Raw genomic sequence first — 19,239 nt, 5'->3', positions numbered from 1 at the left:
TATGCCAGGTCCGGTCTTTTTGGAAGGCGAGGAAGTCACCCTCCACCCGGTTGAGGAATCGGACGTCGAGTTCGTCCGGCGGTGCATGAACGACCCCCGCGTGTGGCGGCCCGCGCTCGACGTGAATCCGACGAACCGCACGCAGGCCGAGGAGTTCTTCGAGAGCGTCGTCTGCGACGAGGGGAGCGTCCACTGTCTCGCCTGCGACGGCGACCAACCGCTGGGCGTGGTTTCGCTGACGATGTCGAAGTACGGTCCCAGCGAGACGGACCGGTCGCGCGACGCCGAACTCGCCTACTGGTTCGCCCCCGACCACCACGGACGGGGGTACGGCTCGGACGCCGCCGGCCGGTTGGTGCGCTACGCCTTCGAGGACCGGAACCTCCGGCGACTCACCGCCCACGTCGGGAGTTTCAACGACGCCTCGGTCGGTCTGCTGGAGTCGCTGGGCTTCGAGCGCGAAGGGACCATGCGGGAGGCGACGTGGTTCCGCGGCGACTACCACGACGCGTACATGTACGGCCTGCTACGTGACGAGTGGGCGGCGGAGTCGTAGCAGAAAACGGCGGGGCGTCGGCGGAGAAGGAGTGCGGTCGGAGAGGAGTCGCGGTCGGGTTTCGACGCCACGCGTCGAAACCCGACCGCGATTTCCGGTTGCGTCACTCCGCGTTCCGAATTCCCGTGAACTCGAAGCGCGCGCCGCCCGCCTCGCCCTCGGTCACTCGACAGTCCCACTCGTAGGTCTCGGCCAACTCCCGGACGAACGCCAGGCCGAGGCCCGTGCCTCCTTCGCCGGCGGCGGTCGTGTAGCCCACCTCGAAGACCGACTCCAGATAGTCGGCCGAGATGCCGTCGCCGTCGTCTTCGACGTAGAAGCCGCCGGCAGTCCGCCTCGCTCCCTGCCGAGCCTCGTCCTCGCTCGACTCGGCCGAGACGCCGACGGACTCGTCCGTCGAGTCTTCGCCCGCGGAGTCGTCCGGCAGGTCGCCGACCGTGACGCCGACCCCGGGGCCGCCGTGTTTCACTGCGTTCTCGAACAGGTTCTTGAACAGGTGGCGGATGTACGTCTCGTCGGCCTGTATCTTGCCGTCGACGGTGACGTCGAGCGTCGCGTCGTCGGTGTCCAGGTCCTCCCACGCCTCGCGCGCCGCCGCCGCGAGGTCCACGGGAGTCCGCTCGCCGAGGGCCTTGCGACCCCTGGCCAACACCAGCAGGACGTCGATCATGTCCTCGATGCGGTCGAACGCCTCGGTGACGTACTCGACGGCCTCCGAGTCGGACTCGTCCGGCAGTTGTCGGCCGTATATCTGGCCGATGGTGACGGGGTTGCGGAGTTCGTGGGCGAGCATGCTGGCGAACGATTCGAGGCGCTCGTTGGACTCCTCGAGTTTCTCGACCGTCTCTTCGAGTCGGCGGCGGTACTCCTTGCGCTCGGTGATGTCCTGGGCCATCGTCATCCCGCCGAAGACGTCCCCGTCCTCGTCAGTAATCGGTACCACGTAGATGATCCACTCGCGGTCGACGTACGTGACCTCCACCGCGGTCTCCTCGCCGTCGAGGGCGTCCCGCAGCGCCGGTTCGAGGGCGTCGGCGACCTCCTCGCCCCACGCCTCGCGGGGCGTCCGGTCCTCGAGGTCGTCGCGGGAAACCGGGAGCGTCTCGAACGCTCGGCCCGCCGCGAGCGTGTACCGCAGGTCTTCGTCGAACAGCGTGACGATACCGTTCGGGAACGACTCCGCCAGCGTGCGGTAGCGCTGCTCGCTCTGTTCGAGTTGACGTTCGTACTCGCGGCGTTCGGTGATGTCGCGGTCCGAGACGAGCACCGAGACGACCTCGCCCTCGTCGTTCGTGACCGGTCTGAACACGCCGTTGATCGTGTACACCTCACCGTCGGGGCGGGTGAGGTCCGTCTCGAAGTCGACGTACTCGCCGGCTGCCGCCCGCTCGACCCACTCCCTGACGTCGGCGCCCTCGTCGCCCTCGCCCCACCACGGCGTCTCCCAGAACGGTTCGCCGGTCACCGCCCCGAGGTCGGCGTCGATGTACTCCATCGCCGTCTGGTTGATGTCCAGCACCTTCCCGCTCGGGTCGAGCAGTCCCACGAGGATGTTCGGGTCCTCGAAGACCGCCTCGAACTGGCGCTCCTTCCGTTCGAGTCGTTGCTCGCGCTTGCGGCGGTCGGTGACGTCCCGGAAGTACACCGACAGCCCCGACTCGGAGGGGTAGGCCCGCACCTCGAACCACGCGTCGAGTGGCTCGGGATAGTACTCTTCGAAGGCGACGGTTTCCTGTTCGTACATCGCGTGTTCGTACTTCGACTTGAACTTGCGGCCGATGGCTTCGGGGAACTCCTCCCAGACGTTGCGGCCGACCAGCGTCCGCCCCTCGGGGTTGATAAGCTCGTGGGCGCGCTCGTTGAGGTACGTGAACCGCCACTCCTCGTCGAGCGCGAAGAACGCGTCGGAGATGCGACCGTATATCTCTTCGAGTTCGCTCTGGGTCCGTTCGTTTTCGATGGCCGACGCCAGGACGTTCGCGACGCTCCGGACGAAGGTGGCGTCGTTCTCGGTGAACGAGCGCCGGTCCGTCGCGTAGACGCCCAGTACGCCCCAGGGGTCGTCCGAGGAGCCGATTCGCGCGGCGATACCGCCGGTGACGTCGTGGCCGTCGAGAAATCCGAACGCAGAGAACTCCTCGTGGGTGCGAAAGTCGTCGACGATGACCGGGTCGGTTCGGCCGCGCGCACGGGCGACGTGCGAGTCGTCGGCGAAGCGGGTCGCGGTCCCGACAGTTCCTTCGCGCCAGCCCACTCCCTCGCGGAGGACCGCTTCGTCGCCGGCCGGAGAGAGTTCGAGGACGGCGGCGTAGTCGGTTTCGAGCGTCCGAGACACGGCGACCGCGGCGTCGTGCATCAGCCGGTCGAGTTCGCCAGTCTCGAGCGCCCGCTGACCGAGTTCGGCGACGACCTCCTGCTGACGGACGCGCGTTCGGAGTTCCGCGTTCGCCTCGCGGGACGGTTCCATTATGTCAGTAATCAGGTGCGCGTCGGTAAAGCCTTCTCGTTGAATCGTACCCGCCACCGGGGGTCGGATGCGAAATGCGGTCGGGGGAGAGGGTGTGGTCGGGAGAAAGCGTACGGTCGGGGGAGAGCGTGCGGTTGGGGGAAAGCGTGCGGTCTGGAGAAAACGTGAAGTCGGACGGAACCGCGGTCGGGGTCACGTGGCCTCGTCGTCGGAGCGCGCGCGCAGACACTGCTCGCCGTCTTCGGTGAGGCGGTAGATGACTTCGTCGGTGGTTTGCTCTATCAATCCCCGTTCGAGGAGCACGGTACAGCGGCTCTCGACGTGCTTGAGGTGGATGCCGATTCGGTTGGCGACCAGCGGAATGTAGTCGGGGCCGTCCGCGGAGAGGTCGCGCAGTATCGCGACGTCCGACCGGGTCAGCCAGTCGAAATCGCGTTCGGGTCCGTCTTCCATCGTCTTGGTGTCTCCGTATCGTCTCGGTACAACGCACTCGCCCACCTTTAATTTCGAGTATACCGGACAAACAGGTAAATGTTCAGGAACGTTCGGGCAGGTTCTCTGTCGCAGGCGGTACTTCGTCAGAGGAGGTACTTCGTCGGAGGTGAGACGCCACCGGGAGAGGGCCGAGTTGGGTCGTTCCGGGGAGAGGGTCGCGTTGGGGTCCTTCGGAGTCGAGTTTCCGTCGCGGGAGCGTGAAGACGGTTCCCCGCCGGAGCATCATTAGCCCCCGGCGGGAGCACCGTCAGCCCCCCGTGAGGCACCGTCAGACGGCGTCTTCCTCGTCGAGTTCGTCACAGACTTCGAAGACGACGTCGGCGTCCATGTCGAGGTCGTACTCGTGGTACGACCCGCCCTTCCGGCCCTCGTTCTCCTCGCTTCGGAGGAGGAACCCGAGCATGTAGAGGTCGCTGAGGTGGTTCTGGATGCTCTTGAGCGTCGTCAGCGGTTCCTCGGCGCGCTTGGCGGTGACCCGGCGGTAGGTCTTCATTATCTCCTTCGAGCGGGCGGGCGTCTCGCCGACGTGGTCGAGTTGGGCGACCGCTTCCAGGACCAGTCTGGCGTGGAGCGACTGGTCTTCGATCTTGTCCTGAAGCCGGCCGCGCTTGACGGCCTCGCGGGCGAGTTCGATGTGGTCGTCCTCGACCATGGGTTCGCCGTTCTCCTCGGCGATTTCGGCGCCCTTCCGCAGGAGGTCGATGGCCTGGCGGGCGCTCCCGGTGTCGCGGCCGGCGACCGCTGCGGCTTTCGCGATTGCGCTGTCGGAGTAGCTGTCGTCCGAGAGCGCCTTCTCCGCGCGGTTGTGGAGGATGGCCCGGAGTTCGTTGGCGTCGTAAGTGCTGAACGAGATCTCCTCCTCCTTGAGCGCGTCCTGAACCTTCGCCGAGAGGCGCTGGCGGAAGGTGTAGTTGTTGCTGATGCCGATGATGCCGATGCGGGCGTTCGAGATGTAGTCGTTCGCGCGCGCCCTGGGGAGTTCGTAGAGGAGTTCGTTCGCGTCCTGGAGGTGGTCGATTTCGTCGAGGACGACGAGGTGCGTCCCGCCGAGTCGTTCGAGTTGGACGTAGAACTCCTCCAAGGCGTCGGCCCGAGAGAGGCCCTTCTTGGGGAACTTGGCGCTGTCCTCGGGGAGGAGCCCGTTCACCAGGGTCCGGACGGCGCTGAACATGGTGTCGCCGTTGCAGTTGTGGCGGTGGACGTAGAGTTCGTCGGCCTCCTCCCGCTGGTCGGTTTCGGTCTTCAGTTCGTCGAGGACGTACCGCGTGACCGCGGTCTTTCCCACGCCCGCCTTCCCGTAGAGCATGACGTTCGAGGGGTTCCGGCCGAAGAGCACGTCCTTGAACGCCGACTTGTACTCGTCTATCTCGTCTTCGCGTTCGAGGATCTCGTCCGGTTGGTACTCCTCGTCGAGAACCTTCTTGTTGAGGAATATCGTGTCGGTGACGTCGCTGAACAGCCCGCCCATTGTTCTTGCCCCGAACCTCCGACCGCCCGGATATAAAACCCGTGTACTTGGGTTTCGTCTGTTGGACCGGTACAAGTAGGGGAGGGAGAGTAGATTTCGTGAGTAACTTCTCGATAGAGAGGTTGATGAGATGGAAAATGCTACTTGCCGCTACGCAAAGGTTCAAGTTAACACTCTAGGTTCTCGCCGTGAACGCTGGGGGACGAGAGTGGTTTCGCGAAGAACAGACGAAACGTACTCTCACTTCGGCCGCATCTCTCGGTGATTCCGGCCCTCTTGCCTCGACTTTTCGCCTGTCCGTTTCTATTTACGTGGTCGTTCCGTCAGGTTCGTCCCGTGAACCACGGCAGAGTCAGTCAGACGGACGGATTGGCCTACTGATTCGGTTCTTCCCCGTTCTTGCGAACTGCGAGAACAGACGAAACGTACTCTCTGTCCGTCGTACTTCCGCTCTCCACTCAGTATCCTCCACTCAGTATCTCGGCTCTCCTCGGGTGTTTCCACTCCGACTGAAAGCAGACGAAACGTACTCTCCCCCGAAGCGAGACGTCGCGCCGGGAGCCGTGTCACGACGGAGGTCACGTGGTAGCCGAAGTCGTGTCACGACGAAGCCGTGTTGTGACCGAAGAAACCTCTCGCCGGAAGTCGTCACGAGATGGGGGCATCGCGAGACGAGAGGCCGACCGACCGCCGAGAACAGACGAAACGTACTCTCACCCTCCGGACACTCCGTCGAAATCTCCGGACGTCCTCCGAGAACCGTCCCGTGTTACCGTCCACCGAGAACAGACGAAACGCACTCTCCCTCCGAACCGTTCTTCGGGCCACCGTCCCTCGTTACCGCCTCCCGAGAACAGACGAAATGTACTCTCCCCGCCCCGTCGAACCCATCTGGGTTCGCCGCACCCCCCGACATCCGGTTCGCTATCGCCTACGCTTTCGGTCGCGCCGATTCGCGCTTCCTCCGGAGGCGTCCGCGGTGAGCAACTTCGAACGTCTCAGTGCCACTCCAATACGGTGGCGGCCCAGGTGTAGCCGGTGCCGGCGGCCAGGAACAGCACGACGTCGCCCGGTTCCACGAGGCCGCGCGAGAGGCCTTCGTCGAGCGCGAGGAGTTGGTCGACGCTCTGGACGTGACCGTACTCGTCCAGATAGTAGTTCCGAGCGTCGAGGCGGTCGGTCAGGTACTCGTGGAACGACCGCTTCATGTGGGTGAGCGCCAGGAAATCGAGGTCCGAGCGGTCGTAGCCCGACCGCGCCAGCGCCTCGTCCGCGACTTCCTCGAAATTCTCGAGGCTCACCTCCGCCAGTCGTTCCTTCATCCCCTCGGGGTTGGGCACGTCCAGCGAGTGGAGGCCCGCATCGACGGTGGCGTGACTCGCAGGGTTGCGCGACCCGCCTGCGGGCATCACCACGTCTTCCGAAAAGCTCCCGTCGGTCACGGCGGCGCTCTCGCCGACGGTCGCGCACGCGCGACCGTCCGCGGGGCCCTTCTCCAGAACCGTCGCGCTCGCGCCGCTGCCGAAGTTGAACATGAACGACGAATCCTCGTTCTCGTAGTTCACGAGGTCCTCTTCGCGACTGGCCGCGACGAGCAGGATTTTCTCGGGGGTATCTGCGAGCAGTTGGGATTTGGCCTGGCGGAGCGCGAGCGGCGCACCGGCGCACAGCGCGTAGCTCTCGACGGCGAAGGCGTTTTCGGCGCCGACGCGCTCGGCGACGTTGGCGGCGGCGCTCCACACCACGAAGTCCTTGAACTCCGAGCCGTGATACAGTACCATGTCCAGTTCGTCGGCCGAGAGGTCGGCGTCGGCGAGCGCGCGTTCGGCGGCCTTCACGCACATGTCGGTGACGTGGTCCCCATCGGGAGGACAGACGCGCTTCTCTTTCACGCCCATCTTCTCGACCACTACTTCCTCGGGGATTCCGCTCTGGGCGGCGATCTCTTCGCCCGTGACGACGTGCTCGGGGACGTAGATTCCGTAGCCGGTCAGGGCGACCGTTTCGGTCGGTTCGTCGGTCATCGCTACCTCTCACTGCCGGGCCGTCATGGGCTTTCCGACTGAGCCGTCGGCACCGTCCGACCCGCCCCAAGCACCTAAGGAAACGCTGGCGGTAGAAGCGCCATGAACAGCCCAGACGCGGAGACGAGGACCGAACTTCGAGGCGTCGACGTCGCCGGTCCCGCGGATGCACAGCCGGTCGTGTTCGTCCACGGCGTGATGTTCACGCGGAAGATGTGGGTCCCCCAGCGGGAGTCGCTGGCCGACGACTACCGGGTCGTCGCGCCCGACCTCCCCGGCCACGGCGCGCTCGCCGACGAGGACTTCGAACTGGAGGCCGGGATACGACGCCTCGACGACGTCGTCGAGACGGTCGCCAGGGGTCGCGCGACCGTCGTGGGCCTCTCGCTCGGCGGCTACGTCGCCACGGCGTACGCCCGCCGCCACCCCGAGAAGGTCGACGCGCTGGTGATTTCGGGCAGCAGCGCGAACCCGGTGGGACTGCTGGAACCGCTCACCCGCGGCGTCTCGGCCGCCTCCGAGGCCGTCACCGAGAACGGACTCGCGAACCGCGCGGTCGAGGCGCTCGCGGCACAGTGGGTGAAGCGCCGAGAACTCGACGCCGACGCTGAACGGGAGATACTCGAATCGGGGTTCTACCCCCGACAGTTCGGCAAAGCGGGGTTCGACCTCGCGGGCGTGGACTTTCGGTCGGCGTTCGCCTCGTTCTCCGGGCCGTCACTGGTGCTCAACGGCCAGTGGGACCTGCTCAACCGACTCGGCGAGGACGAACACGTAATCGCCGCCCCGAACGCCCGACTTCAGGTCATCGAGGGGGCCGGCCACGTCTGCAACCTGGAGCGGCCCGGCGCGTTCGTCGATGCGGTCGAGCGGTTCGCGCTCGGTCGGACGAGGTAGCGTCCGGAACTCCGAGAAAGTCCGAAAATTCGAGACGGACTCCGGGATTCGACGACCGCGCCCGTGGCCGTCGAATCCCGGCCATCGAATCCCGACCGTCCAATCCCAGCCGTCGCCGACGCTACGCCTCGGCGCGGTGCTCCCGGAGGAACCCGCGGAGGTGGTCGTTCACGCGGTCCGGTTCCTCGATGAAGAACAGGTGCGAACCGCCCTCGATGGGCGTGTAGGAGGCGTCTGGCAGGCGGTCGGCCAGCAGGCGGCCGTTCTCGACCGGCAGGACGCGGTCGGCGGTTCCGTGGAGCACCTGGGTCGGAATCTCGACCTCCGAGAGCCGACCGTTCGCGTCGAAGGAGGTGGCGGCGACCGCCTGGAGGAACCGACCCCGCGGCGTGGCGTCGGCGTCGGCGCGCCAGTCGAGGATTCGCTCGACCAGGTCGTCGTTGGCGTCGGCGAACTCCTCGGACATCGCGATTCGCGTCCGGCGGCGGAGTTCCGCCCTGTCGGCGGCCCGCGCGACCCCGGAGGCCATCTTCATCTGGACGTCCGGGTCGGGGAGCACCGCGTCTCGGCCCCCGGGCGTCGACCCAAGCAGCGTCAGCGATTTCGCCCGGTCGTACTCGATGGCGTACTGGAGGCCGATCATGCCGCCCATGCTCGCGCCGACGACGTGCGCGCGCTCGACGCCCGCGTCGGCCAGCACCGCCTCCAGATCGCCGGCCATCGACGAGATGGTGTACGGTCGGTCGAAGCCGTCGAGCCACCGGAACCACGGGTCGACCAGCATCGGCGACCAGAACATCGACAGCCAGTTCGACCACAGGCGACCGGTCCGTTCGACGAACAACTCCGGCACGTTGCCCGGACCGCCGGGTGTCTCCGACTGCCCGGTGCCGCGGTTGTCGGGGAGGATGACCCGGAACTGGTCGGCCAGCGCCCGGCGCTGCCAGCGCCACAGCCATCGACCCACTCCCCAACCTTGCAGGAAGACGACCGGTTCGGCGTCGGGGTCCCCCGCGGTTTCGTAGTAGAGGGAGAGACCGTCATTGGTGACCGTGGGCATTGATAACTCCCGGCCATCCCACGGGTTAATATCTTTCTATTCCGTGACGTCGACACGCGGCCGCCGGCTGTCGGTTTTCCATGAAGTTCAGCCGGTCGTGTTTTCCGCTCAAGGTGATTCTCCTCGTCCAATAGAGAACGTCGCGCTCGCGACCCACTCGAGCGTCGAAGACGGTCGCGGCCGCTCGAACGGAAGTCGCGAAAAAGAAGGCTCCTCTCGACTCCAGACCGTCAGGCGAGCGGTCAGCGCAAGTCTGCCGGCGCCCGACGAGAGGCGGTCACCACTCCATGCCGCCGTTGACGCTGACGACCTGGCCGGTCATGTACGACGACTCCTCGCTGGCGAGGAACCGGACGGCGCAGGCGACGTCGTCGACCTGCGCGAACCGGTTGAGCGGAATCTTCTTCCGGATGCGCTCGCGGATGTCCTCGCGGACCTCCGCGAGCATGTCGGTCTCGGTGAATCCGGGCGCGACGCAGTTCGCGGTCGACCCCGAACCGGCCAGTTCGAGCGCGAGCGACCGGGTGAACCCGAACATCCCGCTCTTGGTCGCCGCGTAGTTGGCCTGGCCGTAGTTGCCCTGCTGGCCGACGACGCTGGAGACGTTGATGAGCCGTCCCTCCTCGGCCGACTCGATGTCGTCGTAGAACGCCTTCGTGCAGTTGAACGTCCCGCCGAGGTTCACGTCCATCACTCGGTCCCACTCCTCGCGGGTCATGTCCTCGAACTTCCGGTCGATGGTGATACCGGCGTTGTTCACCAGCACGTCGACCGACCCGAAGGTGTCGCGGACGCTGTCGGCGAGGTCGTCGACCGCCTCGCGGTCCGAGACGTCGGCCTGTGCGACGACCGCGGTGCCGCCCTCGGACTCGATCTGTTCGGCGGTCTCGTGGGCCTCCTCCTCCGAGGAGACGTAGTTGATGACGACGTTGGCACCGTTCCGACCCAGTTCCTCGGCGACGCCGCGTCCGATACCTCGGGACGCGCCCGTGACCAGGCACGTCTTGTCCTCGACGGTCATCGTTTCTTCCCCCCGCCGAGTCGCGCACGATCGAATCGGCCGATATCAGGCGCTCTCGGCGCTGTAGGCGGCCCTCCTGGATACGTGGTCATTCGGTCAACCCCCATACGTGGTCGCCACCGCAGTTTGCCATAAGCGTTTATGCAGACAACTGTCGTGTCGCCGTACGTTCGTGCAGTTACTGACTAATCCGTTGGAAAATCAGTCGGGCGAGCTGATGGGTCGTCGAACTCCGGCTCACTCTCCGTCGAACTCGCCGCGCTGCCGGACGAACTCCTGGGCCTGCTCTATCCACCCCTGGACGCGCTTCTCCGAGAGCGTGGTCCGCCTGGCGAGGTCGACCTCGTCTGCGTCCGCCAGCTCCTCGACCGTCTCGAACCCCGCCTCGGTGAGTCGTTCCTCGTAGGCCGGCCCGATGCCCTCGAGGACCTCGAGACTGCTACCTTCCGGCGCGGTTCCGGCCCGCACGTCGACCGGTTCGGTCGTCTCCGCCGGCTCGCCCGACTCGGTTTCGACGGCCTCGTCGGCGCTGCTCGCCGTCTCGGCGGGTTCGCCTTCCGCCTCGGTCTCCGCCCGGCGCTCGGCGGCCGCCGCTTCGGCGTCAGCCTGCGGGGTGCCCTCCACGTCGGGCTGGGACCGCGCGGCGAACCACTCGACGGCCTTGGGCCACACCTCGTCGTGGGCCTTCGAGGAAACCGACAGGCCGATGTGTCCGGTCGGCGACTCGATGGTGGTCACGTCGTCGCTGGCGACCTCGTCGTTGAACGGGAGACTCGACGCCGGCGGGACCAGGTGGTCGTACTCGGCGACCAACTGGAGCACCGGCATGTCGATGTTCTCGACGTCGACGTGGCGACCGTTCAGGTGGAGGTCGTTGTTCATGAGCAGGTTGTCCTGGTAGAGGTACTCGATGAACTCCCGGTAGGCCTCGCCCGCCACGTCCGGGGAGTCTCTGACCCACCGCTCCATCCGGACGAAGTTCTCGACGAACTCCTCGTCCTCCAGATTGTCGTACAGCCGCAGGTACTTCGTCACGAAGTTCTGGACGGGGTCGAGCATCGCGAACCCGATGCTCAGCAGGCCGCCGGGCGCGTTGCCGAACGTCTCGACGAGGTCGTCCGGGTCGTACTGCCCGCCGCCCCACTCTTCGAGGACGCCGCCGGTGCCGTCGAAGCAGAGCCCGGTCGCCATCAGCCCGAGGTTCCGGACCTTCTCGGGGTGGAGCGCGGCGTACATCGCGCTCATCGTCCCGCCCATGCAGTAGCCGAGCACGTTGACGGCATCGATGTCGGCGCGTTCGCGGACTACGTCGACGCAGTTGCCGATGTAGCGCTCGACGTAGTCGTACAGCGACAGCGAGGCGTCGAGGTTCGACGGTTCGCCCCAGTCGATGAGGTAGACGTCGAAGCCGGCCTCCAGCAGTCGCCGGACCACGCTCCGGTCCGGCTGGAGGTCGAGGATGTACGGCTTGTTGATGAGCGCGTAGACGACGAGGATGGGCACGTCGTAGGTTTCGTCGGCCTCCGACTCGTAGTGGAGCAGGTCGAGTTTGTTCTCCGAGTAGACCACTTCGCTCGGCGTCTGGCCCACCTCGACGTGGGCGGCGTCCTGGATTCGCTCGGGCGCGAGCGTCATCGTCTCGATGAACTCGCCGGCGTTCTCCCACGACTGGCGCTCGAGTTCGGTGAAGGCGTCCAGCACGCTGAGCCGGCGCGCCCCCTCGCGCGCGGCGTCGTCGGTGGTTTCGCTCATTCTTCCACCGCGTCGAGTATCCGGTCGAGTTTGCGCTCGACCTCGTGTTGTCTCCGTTCGAGTTCGACCAGTCGCTCGCCGACCTCCGTCACGTCGCCCTCGGTGGCGAAGCCGTAGTTGTGGAGCGCCGTCTGGGTCGCCTCCTGGGCGTCCTGAATCACGTCGAGTTGCTCGACGTTCTGGGCGAGCGCGGCGGCGAAGGCGTCCGACGACGCCAGCTCCTTGAACGCGTCGTTGGCCGCGTCCATCCAAAGGTCGCGGAACTCCTCCATCGGCACCTCCTCGCCCGCCATCAGGTCGGTCGACCGCTCGAACGCTCGTCGGGACGCCTCCATCCACACCTCGTAGGCCCGCGCGTACCCCTCGGCGGCGTCGCCCCACAGGTGCTGTTCGTCGCTCGCGTCGTGCATCGCGGCCGCCCACCGGTCGACGAACTCGCCCTGCGCTTCGACGGACTCCTTCAGTGCATCGAAAACCGCCTCGTCGTACGGCCACTCCCCCGTTCCCTCAGTCGCTGTACTTGAATCTGACATCGTACTAAATAACGTCGTGTATCTCCGCTTTCGGGTCGGTTCGGCGCTCTACGAACTCGAGGAGCCCGAGGAGCTCGAGGAGCTCGACGAACCGGACGACGACTCGCCTTCCTGGGCCTGTCGCTCCATCTCCTCAGCGGCGTCGGCGACGCGCTCGCCGGTTTCGCGCTGCATCTCGAAGAACGAGTTGAACGACCGGTCGATGAGCTCCTTCTGGCTCTCGCTCAGGTCCTCGTAGGCGTCCATCGCCTGGTCGAGGCTGTCCTCGAACGAGCTCCAGGCCTCCTCCTGGGAGTCGTTGAACTGCTCGAACTGCTCGCGGAGCTGGTCGCTCACCTCGGAGGTGTCTCCCTGGCCGAACATCGTCCCGAGCGTGCGGAAGTAGGTGTCCATCCAGTTACGGGCGAACTCGGTGCCCTGGCGCTGGGCGTTGCGACCCGAGCTGAGGTTGTTCCGCATCATCGACTCGGTCGCACGCTGCTGCATGTCGATGCCCTGCTGCATCATCTGCTGGCTCTGCTGGATGGCGTTTCGCTGCATCTCGAACATCGCGTTCATCGGGTTCCGTGTCTGTTGATTTCTCGACATTTTAATCACCGTTGGGCGGGTTCACCGGGAGGACGATGGCCTGGACGATGTCTCCCTCTTCGATGCCCAGGACTTCGCGCTCCACGTCGGGTATGCTGATTCGGCCGCCGCTCTGGACGCGAGTCTTGAAGGTCGCCGTCTCGACGCTCGTGGCCGCGTACTCCGAGAGGTCCTCCGTCGGGTCCCCCTCGGCGCTGGCCGAGAGCCAGCGGCGAAACAACTCCTGCTGTTGTTCCATCGCGTCCTCGCTCGCTTCCTGCATCTGTTTTGCGAACGCGGCCGCTGGCCACGTGACGTCGTCATCTCCCCCCGTCATCCCGATTAGAACGTGGGTCGGGACATCCATAAAGATGACTCCCAGATGGATTTCATTACCGTCGAGTGGAGGCACTCACCACTCGCTACCATTCACCGCCGACGGTCGACCGCGCCTGAGCGGCCGGATTATCCACGAACCCGGGCGGTCGAGACGCTTTCCGGACGATTCGCGGCGAAGAACGGTCCGGAGCGAACCGCGCATTCGGGCACAGAACCCTTACCCCGTCGGCACGACGAACACTACCATGGAGCAGACGCAAGGCACGAACGGTACCCGGGCGACCCCGTTCTCGGACTCCTGGACGGCCCCGTTTCAGGGGTTCACGACCGCGTGGACGCGGGCGCTCGAACTGTCGTTCACCGCGGCCGCGAACGCCAACCGCGCGGCGCTGGCGACGATTCCGAACGGCATCCCCGAGGTTCCGCCGGAGCGCGACGAAGCGAGTTCCCCGAAGTTCGACGACTCCGTCGAACCCGCGCCGGTCGACTCGCTCACGTACGTCCGGTCCGACTGGGAACTCGAACGCACGGTCGACGCCCGGGAGGAGTTGGCCGTCGGCGACTCCGTCGAGTTCTCGAAGACCGTCACGGACGACGACGTCCTGAGCTTCGCCGACGCCAGCGGCGACACCAACCGACTCCACCTCGACGACGCGTACGCCGAGGGGACCCGGTTCGGCGGACGCATCGTCCACGGCGGGCTTGTCGCCGGACTGGTCAGCGCGGCGCTGGCGGCGCTCCCGGGGACCGTCGTCTACCTCTCCCAGGAGTTGTCGTTCCTGGGGCCGGCGCACGTCGGCGACCGACTCACCGCGACGTGTCGCATCGTCGAGCGACTCGACGGCGACCGCTACCGGCTATCGGTGGCCGTCCGGAATCCGGACGGCGAGACCATCGTCGAGGGCGACGCGACGGTGATGGTCGACCCCTCGCCCGAGCGACCGGCCGACGCCGACGAGTCGACGTCGGCCGGAACCGAGTGACGACATCCGTCCCGAGCGCCGGGTTCGCGCCGGGAGACGCCCATAATCTCCGAAACGCTCGAGCCGGCCGGCGGCTCTCCGCCGGCCCTAACTGACGGTTCGTTTCCACGTGGACGAAACCGTTTAACCCGGGCCCGTCGTGGGAACGCTTCAGGGTGGAGAAGATGAACGACGCGAATGCACAATTGCGAAACGGGGAATCTACGCTGCGGGCTCGACTGTTCACGCAGGGGTTCGCACCGAGCGGGGCCGAGGACGTTCCGGGGACGCTGTTCGAACGCCTCGAACGCCTCGAACGCGAGGGGACCATCGACGAGTGCGACGTCGAAGTGTGGGGCCGGAAGGTCTGTCGCCGGGTCAGGGGCGACCGCCCCGCGCTCGGCGGCGACGTGCTCGCGACCGTCGACGAGTTCCGGGAGTGGGCCGACCGGACCGGCGCGTCCGTCGACCACTGCTTCGAAGAGCACGAGGTTCGCTCGGAGATGACGGGCGAGGACCGCACGGAGTTGCGACTCCCGGTCGCCTGCCTCGCGGTCAGGTACGACGACGAACTGGCCGCCGTCTTCCCGCACGCGAAGGACGGCCGCGAGTACACCGTCGCCGACGGCCTGGCGGCGCTCGAATCGAGCGAGGGTCGCTCGACCAGCCGACCCGAACGACTCCTTCACTGACTCGGATTCTGTGGCCGCGGGCGGGACGGACCGAACGCGTCGGACCGATGCACTCGTTCCCGGGCGAGCGGCGCGCCGCTCGCCCGGGAACGCGGAGATATTTCGGAACGCGGAGGCCGGCCGGTCAGTTCGCCCCGTCTTCGCCGAACTCGGCGTCCACCGCGCCGCGGTCGATCTTCGACGGGCCGCTCGTCGGCATCTCGTCGACGAACGCGAGGTCGCGCGGGTGCTTGAACCGCGCCAGTTTCCCGTCGAGGAACTCCGCGAGTTCGTCGAGCGTCAGCGACTCGTCGCCCTGGACCACGGCCTTGCCGACCTGCCCCCACTTGTCGTCGGGGACGGGGACGACCACGACCTCCTCGACCTTCGGGTGGTCGGCGATGCGGTCCTCCACGGCGGCGGGATAGACGTTCTCGCCGCCCGAGACGTACATGTTCTTCTTCCGGCCCTCGATGTAGTAGTAGCCGGCCTCGTCGCGGCGTGCGAGGTCGCCGGTTGCGACCCAGCCGTCGCGGAACGTCTCGGCGGTTTCCTCAGGGTCGCGCCAGTAGCGGTCGGCGGCGTGAGGGCTCGCGAGTTCGAGTTCGCCGATCTCGCCGTCCGGCAGTTCTGTGCCGTCGGGGTCGACGACCCGGGCGTCGACGTGGGTCGCGGGGACGCCGACGCTGTCGGCCTTCTCGGTCGGCCAGCCCTCGGGCATCGAGAAGTTGTTCGGGCCGCACTCGGTCAGGCCGTAGCCCTGCGAGAGGTCGACGTCTCGGTCCCACCACGCGTTCATCACCGCCTCGCGGCAGGGGCCGCCGCCGCTCTTGGCGAACCGCAGGGTCGAGAGGTCGGTGTCGGCCCAGTCGTCGTCCTGGGTCATCATCCGGAGCACCGCAGGTACCGCGACTAGGACGGTCGCGCCCTCGTCCGCGACGAGGCGGAGCACTTCGCCCGGGTCGAACTCGCGGGCGATGACGACGGTGGCCCCGAGGTGGAACAGCGGCACCGTCAGGACGTTCCAGCCGCCGGTGTGGAACATCGGGAACACCATCGGCGTGACGTCGTCGGCCCGGAGCCCCCAGGAGGTGATGGTGTTGAACGAGTTCCAGAGGATAGAGCCGTGGGTGAGCACCGTCTCCTTGGGAATCCCGGTCGACCCGCCGGTGTGGAGGAAGAGGTGCGGGTCGTCCATCGACAGGTCGGCGGTTTCGACGGGCGAGTCGTCCGCGGGGAGGGCGTCGTCCCACGACTCCCACTCGCTCGCGCCGTCCTCGCTTCCCGCGCCGTCTCCGCCTTCGGAGTCGGTCGTCTCGCTGTCCGCGGACAGCGAGACGACCGCGCAGTCGAACTCGCGGTCGTCGCGGGCCAGCACGTCGGCCGCGAGGTCGGCGAAGGGGTCCTCGACCACCAGCAGCGACGGTTCGACGTCGTTCAGCATCGCGACCAGTTCGCCCGCCGCGAGGCGGTGGGAGAGGGGCGCGAGCACGCCGCCGGTCTTCGCCGTGGCGAAGAAGAGGTCGACCAGTTCCGGGCGGTTGCGCGAGAGGACCGCGACGCGGCCGCCGGCGGCCGCGTCGCGGTCCATCCCGCTCACCGAGACGCCGTCGTTCTCGCCGGCCGAGACAGCGTCGTTCCCGCTCGCCGACGCCCCTTCGGCGGGGTCGTCCAGCGCGACGCCTTCGGCCCGGAGGAGTCTCGCGGTTCGGTTGGCCCGCCGGTCGAGTTCGGCGTAGGTGTAGCGCTCGCCCGTGGTCGCGTCGACCAGTCCGACCGCGTCGGGCGTCAGTTGCGCGCGCTTCTCGCTCCAGGCCCCCACCCAGTCGTAGGGGGTCGCGTCGTGGCTAAACATGGTTCAGAAACTCAAGGATGCGTTCGTTGACCGCGTCGGCGTCCTCGACGAAGAAGAGGTGCGAGCCGTCCTCGAAGACGGCCAGGCGGGCGTTCGGCAGGTCCCGGTAGAGCAGGTCGGCGTTCTCGACGGGGAGCACCCGGTCGGAGTCGCCGTGGGCGACCAGGACGGGAACCGCTATCTCGCCGAGGCGGTCGCTGACGTCGAACTCGGCCACCGCGGCGGCCTGGGCCTCGCGGGCGTGGGCGTCCGCGTCGCTTTCGAGTCGCCAGTCCACGATGTCGGCGATGAGGTCGTCGTTCTCCTCCCAGAAGTCGTCGGTCATGGCGGGTTCCATCTTGTACCGGATGGCCTCGCACTCGTCGGCGTCCTCCGGTACGTCGAACATCCGGGCCTGCGTCTCGGGCGGCGTCTCGACGGCTTCCGGGCCGCCCGGCGAGGTACAGAGCAGGACGAGCGACTCGGCGCGGTCGTAGTCCAGCGCGTACCGCTGGGCGATCATGCCGCCCATGCTTGCGCCGACGACGTGCGCGCGCTCGACGCCCGCGTCGGCCAGCACCGCCTCCAGATCGCCGGCCATCTCCGCGATAGCGTACGGTCCCTCGGGCGCGTCCGAATCGCCGGTCCCCCGGTTGTCCCAGACGACGACCCGGTAGCCCGCCTCGGTCAGTCGGTCGCGCTGCCAGCGCCACATCCACCGGCCGTAGCCCAGGCCCTCCACGAGAGCGACGGTCGCTCCGGTTTCGGGGCCCGCGAGTTCGTAGTACAGCGAAACCCCGTCGTTGTCCGCATATGGCATGGGGTAGTTCACGCACGAGGCTACCATTAAAACCCCGTTTTACATGTTAACCGGGGACCCCGTTTCAGCGGTAACCGAAGGATTGACCTCGTACGACTACTCCGGTTCGGACATGCCAGTCGCATCCCCCGGCGATTCCGCGGAATCGTCCCTCCAGGTCACCGAAGCGACCATCGACGACTACGCCCGACTCACGGGCGACGACAACCCCGTCCACCTCGACGACGACTACGCCGCCGAGACGTTCTTCGGCGGGCGAATCGCCCACGGGATGCTGTCGGCGGGCGTCGTCAGCGCCGCGCTCGCGGACCTCCCCGGGGATATCATCTACCTCTCGCAGGACCTCGACTTCGAGAACCCGGTCCGGCCGGGCCAGACCATCACCGCGACCGCCACCGTCAAAGAGAACCTCGGCGAGGACCGCCTTCGCGTCGACACGGTGGCCGAGACCGAAGACGAGCGCGTGCTGTCCGGCGAGGCCGTCGTGCTGTCGATTCCCCACGAGAACGAGTAGTCGGAGATAGAACCTCGAACAGAAGTTATTTTTCCTACCTGTTCGAACGCGTATCCATGTCTCCGGCCCTCCACCCGAGACGACTGCTGTACTGCCTGGTAACGCTCTCGCTGGTGACCGCCGCGTTCTCCGCGCCGGTCGCCTCGACGCTCGACGATGCCGACGACCCGCGCGTCGAGTTCGCGACGACCGGCATCGCGCACGAACAGCGCGGCGACGTCGCCGCCATCGGCGTTCGCCTCTCCGGGACCGACGCGGCGACGGTCCGCGTCGGGTCCCCGGACGAGCGTCACCTTGCCACCGTCACCGTGCACGATGAGAACGGCGACGGCCGGGCGACGCTCCGGTTCAACACCTACGACGGGACGTTCGAGGCTCGCGGTGAGGACGCCGTCTCGGTGCGAGAGCGCTCGAACGCGTCGACGCCGGTCGCCAGCGACGACTACGACCTCGAACTCTGGGCGGGGAACGCGACCGGCGCCGAGGTGACGAGCGTCGGTCAGCTCGTCGTCTCCGAGCGTTCGACGCACGACCTCCGAACGTTCGTCGCGCCGGGGTCGGCGAACCTGTCGAACCTCACCGCGGTCAACGCGGCGATGGACGCGGGGAACCTCACCCGGAGCGACGCCGTGACCCTCGACGACACGCTCGTTCTGGAACTCCGCGCGTCAGGACTCGACGGCGCTGTCGCGGCGCAGAACGGGTCGAACGTAACGGCAGGGTTCCTGTCGTTCCTCGGCGGTGGTGTGGCCGAACTGCGAATCGAACAGACCAACCCCATGACCGAAGTTCGGAAAGCCGAAATCCACCTCGAACCTGGCGACGCTGGCGTCGTCGCTGACGCGAAAAATGACAGCTACTACGCCGTCGTCGACCTCTCCGACGCGAACGTAACCCGTGGCGCTCGTGCGGCGGAACTTCGGGCCGGCCACGAGTACCGTGCTAACTTCACGCTGGCGGGGTCCTCGGTGCTCGCCGCGGACGGACGCGAGTCGGTCGTGACGAACTTCACCGTGGTCAACTCCCACGAGGAATCGACCGAGGGAACGACGTCGACGAAGAGGGCGACTTCGACCCTCGAATCGCCGACGAGCGAAGACGAAGCGACCCAGACGACAAACGAACCCGCCGAGACGGCTACGAACGGAGACGCCAACTCGGGCGCCGACGTTCCCGGGTTTGGCGTTTCGGCGGCACTGACTGCGTTCACGACGGTTGCACTGCTGGCGGCTCGTCGCCCGAAGCGAAAGCGGTAGAAT

General features: G+C 66.8%; 18 protein-coding genes. 6 read left to right on the top strand and 12 right to left on the bottom strand.

Going from position 1 to position 19,239, the window contains the following annotated elements; all coding sequences use genetic code 11:
• Position 1 precedes the first annotated feature (1 nt).
• Positions 2–556, top strand: coding sequence for a GNAT family N-acetyltransferase (locus tag NGM07_RS18010; RefSeq protein ID WP_253514097.1), 555 nt, complete (start codon positions 2–4; stop codon positions 554–556).
• A 103-nt stretch (positions 557–659) separates the two neighbouring features.
• Here NGM07_RS18010 and NGM07_RS18005 read toward each other — a convergent pair whose 3' ends face one another.
• The 4 genes from NGM07_RS18005 to NGM07_RS17990 all read right to left on the bottom strand — a co-directional run bounded on the left by NGM07_RS18005 (position 660) and on the right by NGM07_RS17990 (position 7,010).
• On the bottom strand, positions 660–3,023 hold the full coding sequence (locus NGM07_RS18005) for a PAS domain-containing protein (RefSeq protein WP_253514095.1): 2,364 nt from the start codon (positions 3,021–3,023) through the stop codon (positions 660–662).
• A gap of 192 nt (positions 3,024–3,215) precedes the next feature.
• The gene (locus NGM07_RS18000) at positions 3,216–3,476 is read right to left on the bottom strand and encodes a winged helix-turn-helix domain-containing protein (RefSeq protein ID WP_253514092.1); all 261 of its coding nucleotides are present in this window, start codon (positions 3,474–3,476) and stop codon (positions 3,216–3,218) included.
• Between the two features lie 310 nt (positions 3,477–3,786).
• Positions 3,787–4,986, bottom strand: a complete 1,200-nt coding sequence (locus tag NGM07_RS17995; RefSeq protein ID WP_253514089.1) for a Cdc6/Cdc18 family protein — start codon at positions 4,984–4,986, stop codon at positions 3,787–3,789.
• A gap of 998 nt (positions 4,987–5,984) precedes the next feature.
• Entirely contained in the window at positions 5,985–7,010 is a 1,026-nt protein-coding gene (locus NGM07_RS17990) for a 3-oxoacyl-ACP synthase (RefSeq protein WP_253514086.1), read from the bottom strand.
• Positions 7,011–7,112: 102 nt separating this feature from the next.
• Here NGM07_RS17990 and NGM07_RS17985 point away from each other — a divergent pair, with 102 nt between their 5' ends.
• Positions 7,113–7,907 carry an alpha/beta fold hydrolase gene (locus tag NGM07_RS17985; protein WP_253514083.1) on the top strand — a complete coding sequence of 265 codons (795 nt, stop codon included), beginning with the start codon at positions 7,113–7,115 and terminating at the stop codon, positions 7,905–7,907.
• Positions 7,908–8,028: 121 nt separating this feature from the next.
• On the opposite strand, the gene NGM07_RS17980 is transcribed toward NGM07_RS17985, so the two are convergent.
• The 6 genes from NGM07_RS17980 to NGM07_RS17955 all read right to left on the bottom strand — a co-directional run bounded on the left by NGM07_RS17980 (position 8,029) and on the right by NGM07_RS17955 (position 13,177).
• Positions 8,029–8,967 (bottom strand): alpha/beta fold hydrolase, encoded by a 939-nt coding sequence (locus tag NGM07_RS17980; RefSeq protein ID WP_253514081.1) that lies wholly within the window; start codon positions 8,965–8,967, stop codon positions 8,029–8,031.
• A 277-nt stretch (positions 8,968–9,244) separates the two neighbouring features.
• Positions 9,245–9,988 (bottom strand): beta-ketoacyl-ACP reductase, encoded by a 744-nt coding sequence (locus tag NGM07_RS17975; protein WP_253514078.1) that lies wholly within the window; start codon positions 9,986–9,988, stop codon positions 9,245–9,247.
• A gap of 237 nt (positions 9,989–10,225) precedes the next feature.
• Positions 10,226–11,740 (bottom strand): class III poly(R)-hydroxyalkanoic acid synthase subunit PhaC, encoded by a 1,515-nt coding sequence (phaC, locus tag NGM07_RS17970; RefSeq protein WP_253514076.1) that lies wholly within the window; start codon positions 11,738–11,740, stop codon positions 10,226–10,228.
• Positions 11,737–12,273, bottom strand: coding sequence for a poly(R)-hydroxyalkanoic acid synthase subunit (locus tag NGM07_RS17965; RefSeq protein ID WP_253514074.1), 537 nt, complete (start codon positions 12,271–12,273; stop codon positions 11,737–11,739). Before NGM07_RS17965 ends, phaC begins: the two co-directional genes overlap by 4 nt.
• Before the next feature lie 48 nt (positions 12,274–12,321).
• Positions 12,322–12,831 (bottom strand): hypothetical protein, encoded by a 510-nt coding sequence (locus NGM07_RS17960; RefSeq protein WP_253514071.1) that lies wholly within the window; start codon positions 12,829–12,831, stop codon positions 12,322–12,324.
• Between the two features lie 31 nt (positions 12,832–12,862).
• A complete protein-coding gene (locus NGM07_RS17955; protein WP_253514069.1) occupies positions 12,863–13,177 on the bottom strand; it encodes an AbrB/MazE/SpoVT family DNA-binding domain-containing protein in 315 nt (104 codons plus the stop codon).
• A 247-nt stretch (positions 13,178–13,424) separates the two neighbouring features.
• Between NGM07_RS17955 and NGM07_RS17950 the strand changes: the two genes are divergently transcribed.
• The gene (locus NGM07_RS17950; RefSeq protein WP_253514066.1) at positions 13,425–14,162 is read left to right on the top strand and encodes a MaoC family dehydratase; all 738 of its coding nucleotides are present in this window, start codon (positions 13,425–13,427) and stop codon (positions 14,160–14,162) included.
• Between the two features lie 164 nt (positions 14,163–14,326).
• A complete protein-coding gene (locus NGM07_RS17945; RefSeq protein ID WP_253514063.1) occupies positions 14,327–14,833 on the top strand; it encodes an HTH domain-containing protein in 507 nt (168 codons plus the stop codon).
• Between the two features lie 124 nt (positions 14,834–14,957).
• Here the strand turns inward: NGM07_RS17945 and NGM07_RS17940 are convergent, their stop codons facing one another.
• Together NGM07_RS17940 and NGM07_RS17935 are read right to left on the bottom strand one after the other, a co-directional pair.
• Positions 14,958–16,667, bottom strand: a complete 1,710-nt coding sequence (locus NGM07_RS17940; RefSeq protein WP_253514061.1) for an AMP-binding protein — start codon at positions 16,665–16,667, stop codon at positions 14,958–14,960.
• Positions 16,660–17,466: an alpha/beta fold hydrolase gene (locus NGM07_RS17935; RefSeq protein WP_253514059.1), complete on the bottom strand. Its 807-nt coding sequence runs from the start codon at positions 17,464–17,466 to the stop codon at positions 16,660–16,662. Before NGM07_RS17935 ends, NGM07_RS17940 begins: the two co-directional genes overlap by 8 nt.
• A gap of 112 nt (positions 17,467–17,578) precedes the next feature.
• Here NGM07_RS17935 and NGM07_RS17930 point away from each other — a divergent pair, with 112 nt between their 5' ends.
• On the top strand, positions 17,579–17,980 hold the full coding sequence (locus tag NGM07_RS17930) for a MaoC family dehydratase (RefSeq protein ID WP_253514056.1): 402 nt from the start codon (positions 17,579–17,581) through the stop codon (positions 17,978–17,980).
• Between the two features lie 56 nt (positions 17,981–18,036).
• Positions 18,037–19,236, top strand: coding sequence for a DUF7827 domain-containing protein (locus NGM07_RS17925; RefSeq protein ID WP_253514054.1), 1,200 nt, complete (start codon positions 18,037–18,039; stop codon positions 19,234–19,236).
• Positions 19,237–19,239: the final 3 nt, after the last annotated feature.

Origin of the sequence: Halorussus vallis, from assembly GCF_024138165.1 — an archaeon.
GTDB lineage: Archaea > Halobacteriota > Halobacteria > Halobacteriales > Haladaptataceae > Halorussus > Halorussus vallis.
The sequence above is the reverse complement of the archived record's forward strand: the minus strand, read 5'-3'. Positions and strand labels throughout refer to the sequence as shown.

Excerpts from the sequence above, each read along its gene's own strand:
- NGM07_RS17960 (WP_253514071.1), bottom strand. The coding sequence starts at position 12,831 with ATGAACGCGATGTTCGAGATGCAGCGAAACGCCATCCAGCAGAGCCAG.
- NGM07_RS17925 (WP_253514054.1), top strand. The coding sequence starts at position 18,037 with ATGTCTCCGGCCCTCCACCCGAGACGACTGCTGTACTGCCTGGTAACG.
- NGM07_RS17980 (WP_253514081.1), bottom strand. The coding sequence starts at position 8,967 with ATGCCCACGGTCACCAATGACGGTCTCTCCCTCTACTACGAAACCGCG.
- NGM07_RS18010 (WP_253514097.1), top strand. The coding sequence starts at position 2 with ATGCCAGGTCCGGTCTTTTTGGAAGGCGAGGAAGTCACCCTCCACCCG.
- NGM07_RS17935 (WP_253514059.1), bottom strand. The coding sequence starts at position 17,466 with ATGCCATATGCGGACAACGACGGGGTTTCGCTGTACTACGAACTCGCG.
- NGM07_RS17995 (WP_253514089.1), bottom strand. The coding sequence starts at position 4,986 with ATGGGCGGGCTGTTCAGCGACGTCACCGACACGATATTCCTCAACAAG.
- NGM07_RS17955 (WP_253514069.1), bottom strand. The coding sequence starts at position 13,177 with ATGACGGGGGGAGATGACGACGTCACGTGGCCAGCGGCCGCGTTCGCA.
- NGM07_RS17945 (WP_253514063.1), top strand. The coding sequence starts at position 14,327 with ATGAACGACGCGAATGCACAATTGCGAAACGGGGAATCTACGCTGCGG.
- NGM07_RS17940 (WP_253514061.1), bottom strand. The coding sequence starts at position 16,667 with ATGTTTAGCCACGACGCGACCCCCTACGACTGGGTGGGGGCCTGGAGC.
- NGM07_RS17985 (WP_253514083.1), top strand. The coding sequence starts at position 7,113 with ATGAACAGCCCAGACGCGGAGACGAGGACCGAACTTCGAGGCGTCGAC.
- phaC (WP_253514076.1), bottom strand. The coding sequence starts at position 11,740 with ATGAGCGAAACCACCGACGACGCCGCGCGCGAGGGGGCGCGCCGGCTC.
- NGM07_RS18000 (WP_253514092.1), bottom strand. The coding sequence starts at position 3,476 with ATGGAAGACGGACCCGAACGCGATTTCGACTGGCTGACCCGGTCGGAC.
- NGM07_RS18005 (WP_253514095.1), bottom strand. The coding sequence starts at position 3,023 with ATGGAACCGTCCCGCGAGGCGAACGCGGAACTCCGAACGCGCGTCCGT.
- NGM07_RS17950 (WP_253514066.1), top strand. The coding sequence starts at position 13,425 with ATGGAGCAGACGCAAGGCACGAACGGTACCCGGGCGACCCCGTTCTCG.
- NGM07_RS17990 (WP_253514086.1), bottom strand. The coding sequence starts at position 7,010 with ATGACCGACGAACCGACCGAAACGGTCGCCCTGACCGGCTACGGAATC.
- NGM07_RS17965 (WP_253514074.1), bottom strand. The coding sequence starts at position 12,273 with ATGTCAGATTCAAGTACAGCGACTGAGGGAACGGGGGAGTGGCCGTAC.
- NGM07_RS17975 (WP_253514078.1), bottom strand. The coding sequence starts at position 9,988 with ATGACCGTCGAGGACAAGACGTGCCTGGTCACGGGCGCGTCCCGAGGT.
- NGM07_RS17930 (WP_253514056.1), top strand. The coding sequence starts at position 17,579 with ATGCCAGTCGCATCCCCCGGCGATTCCGCGGAATCGTCCCTCCAGGTC.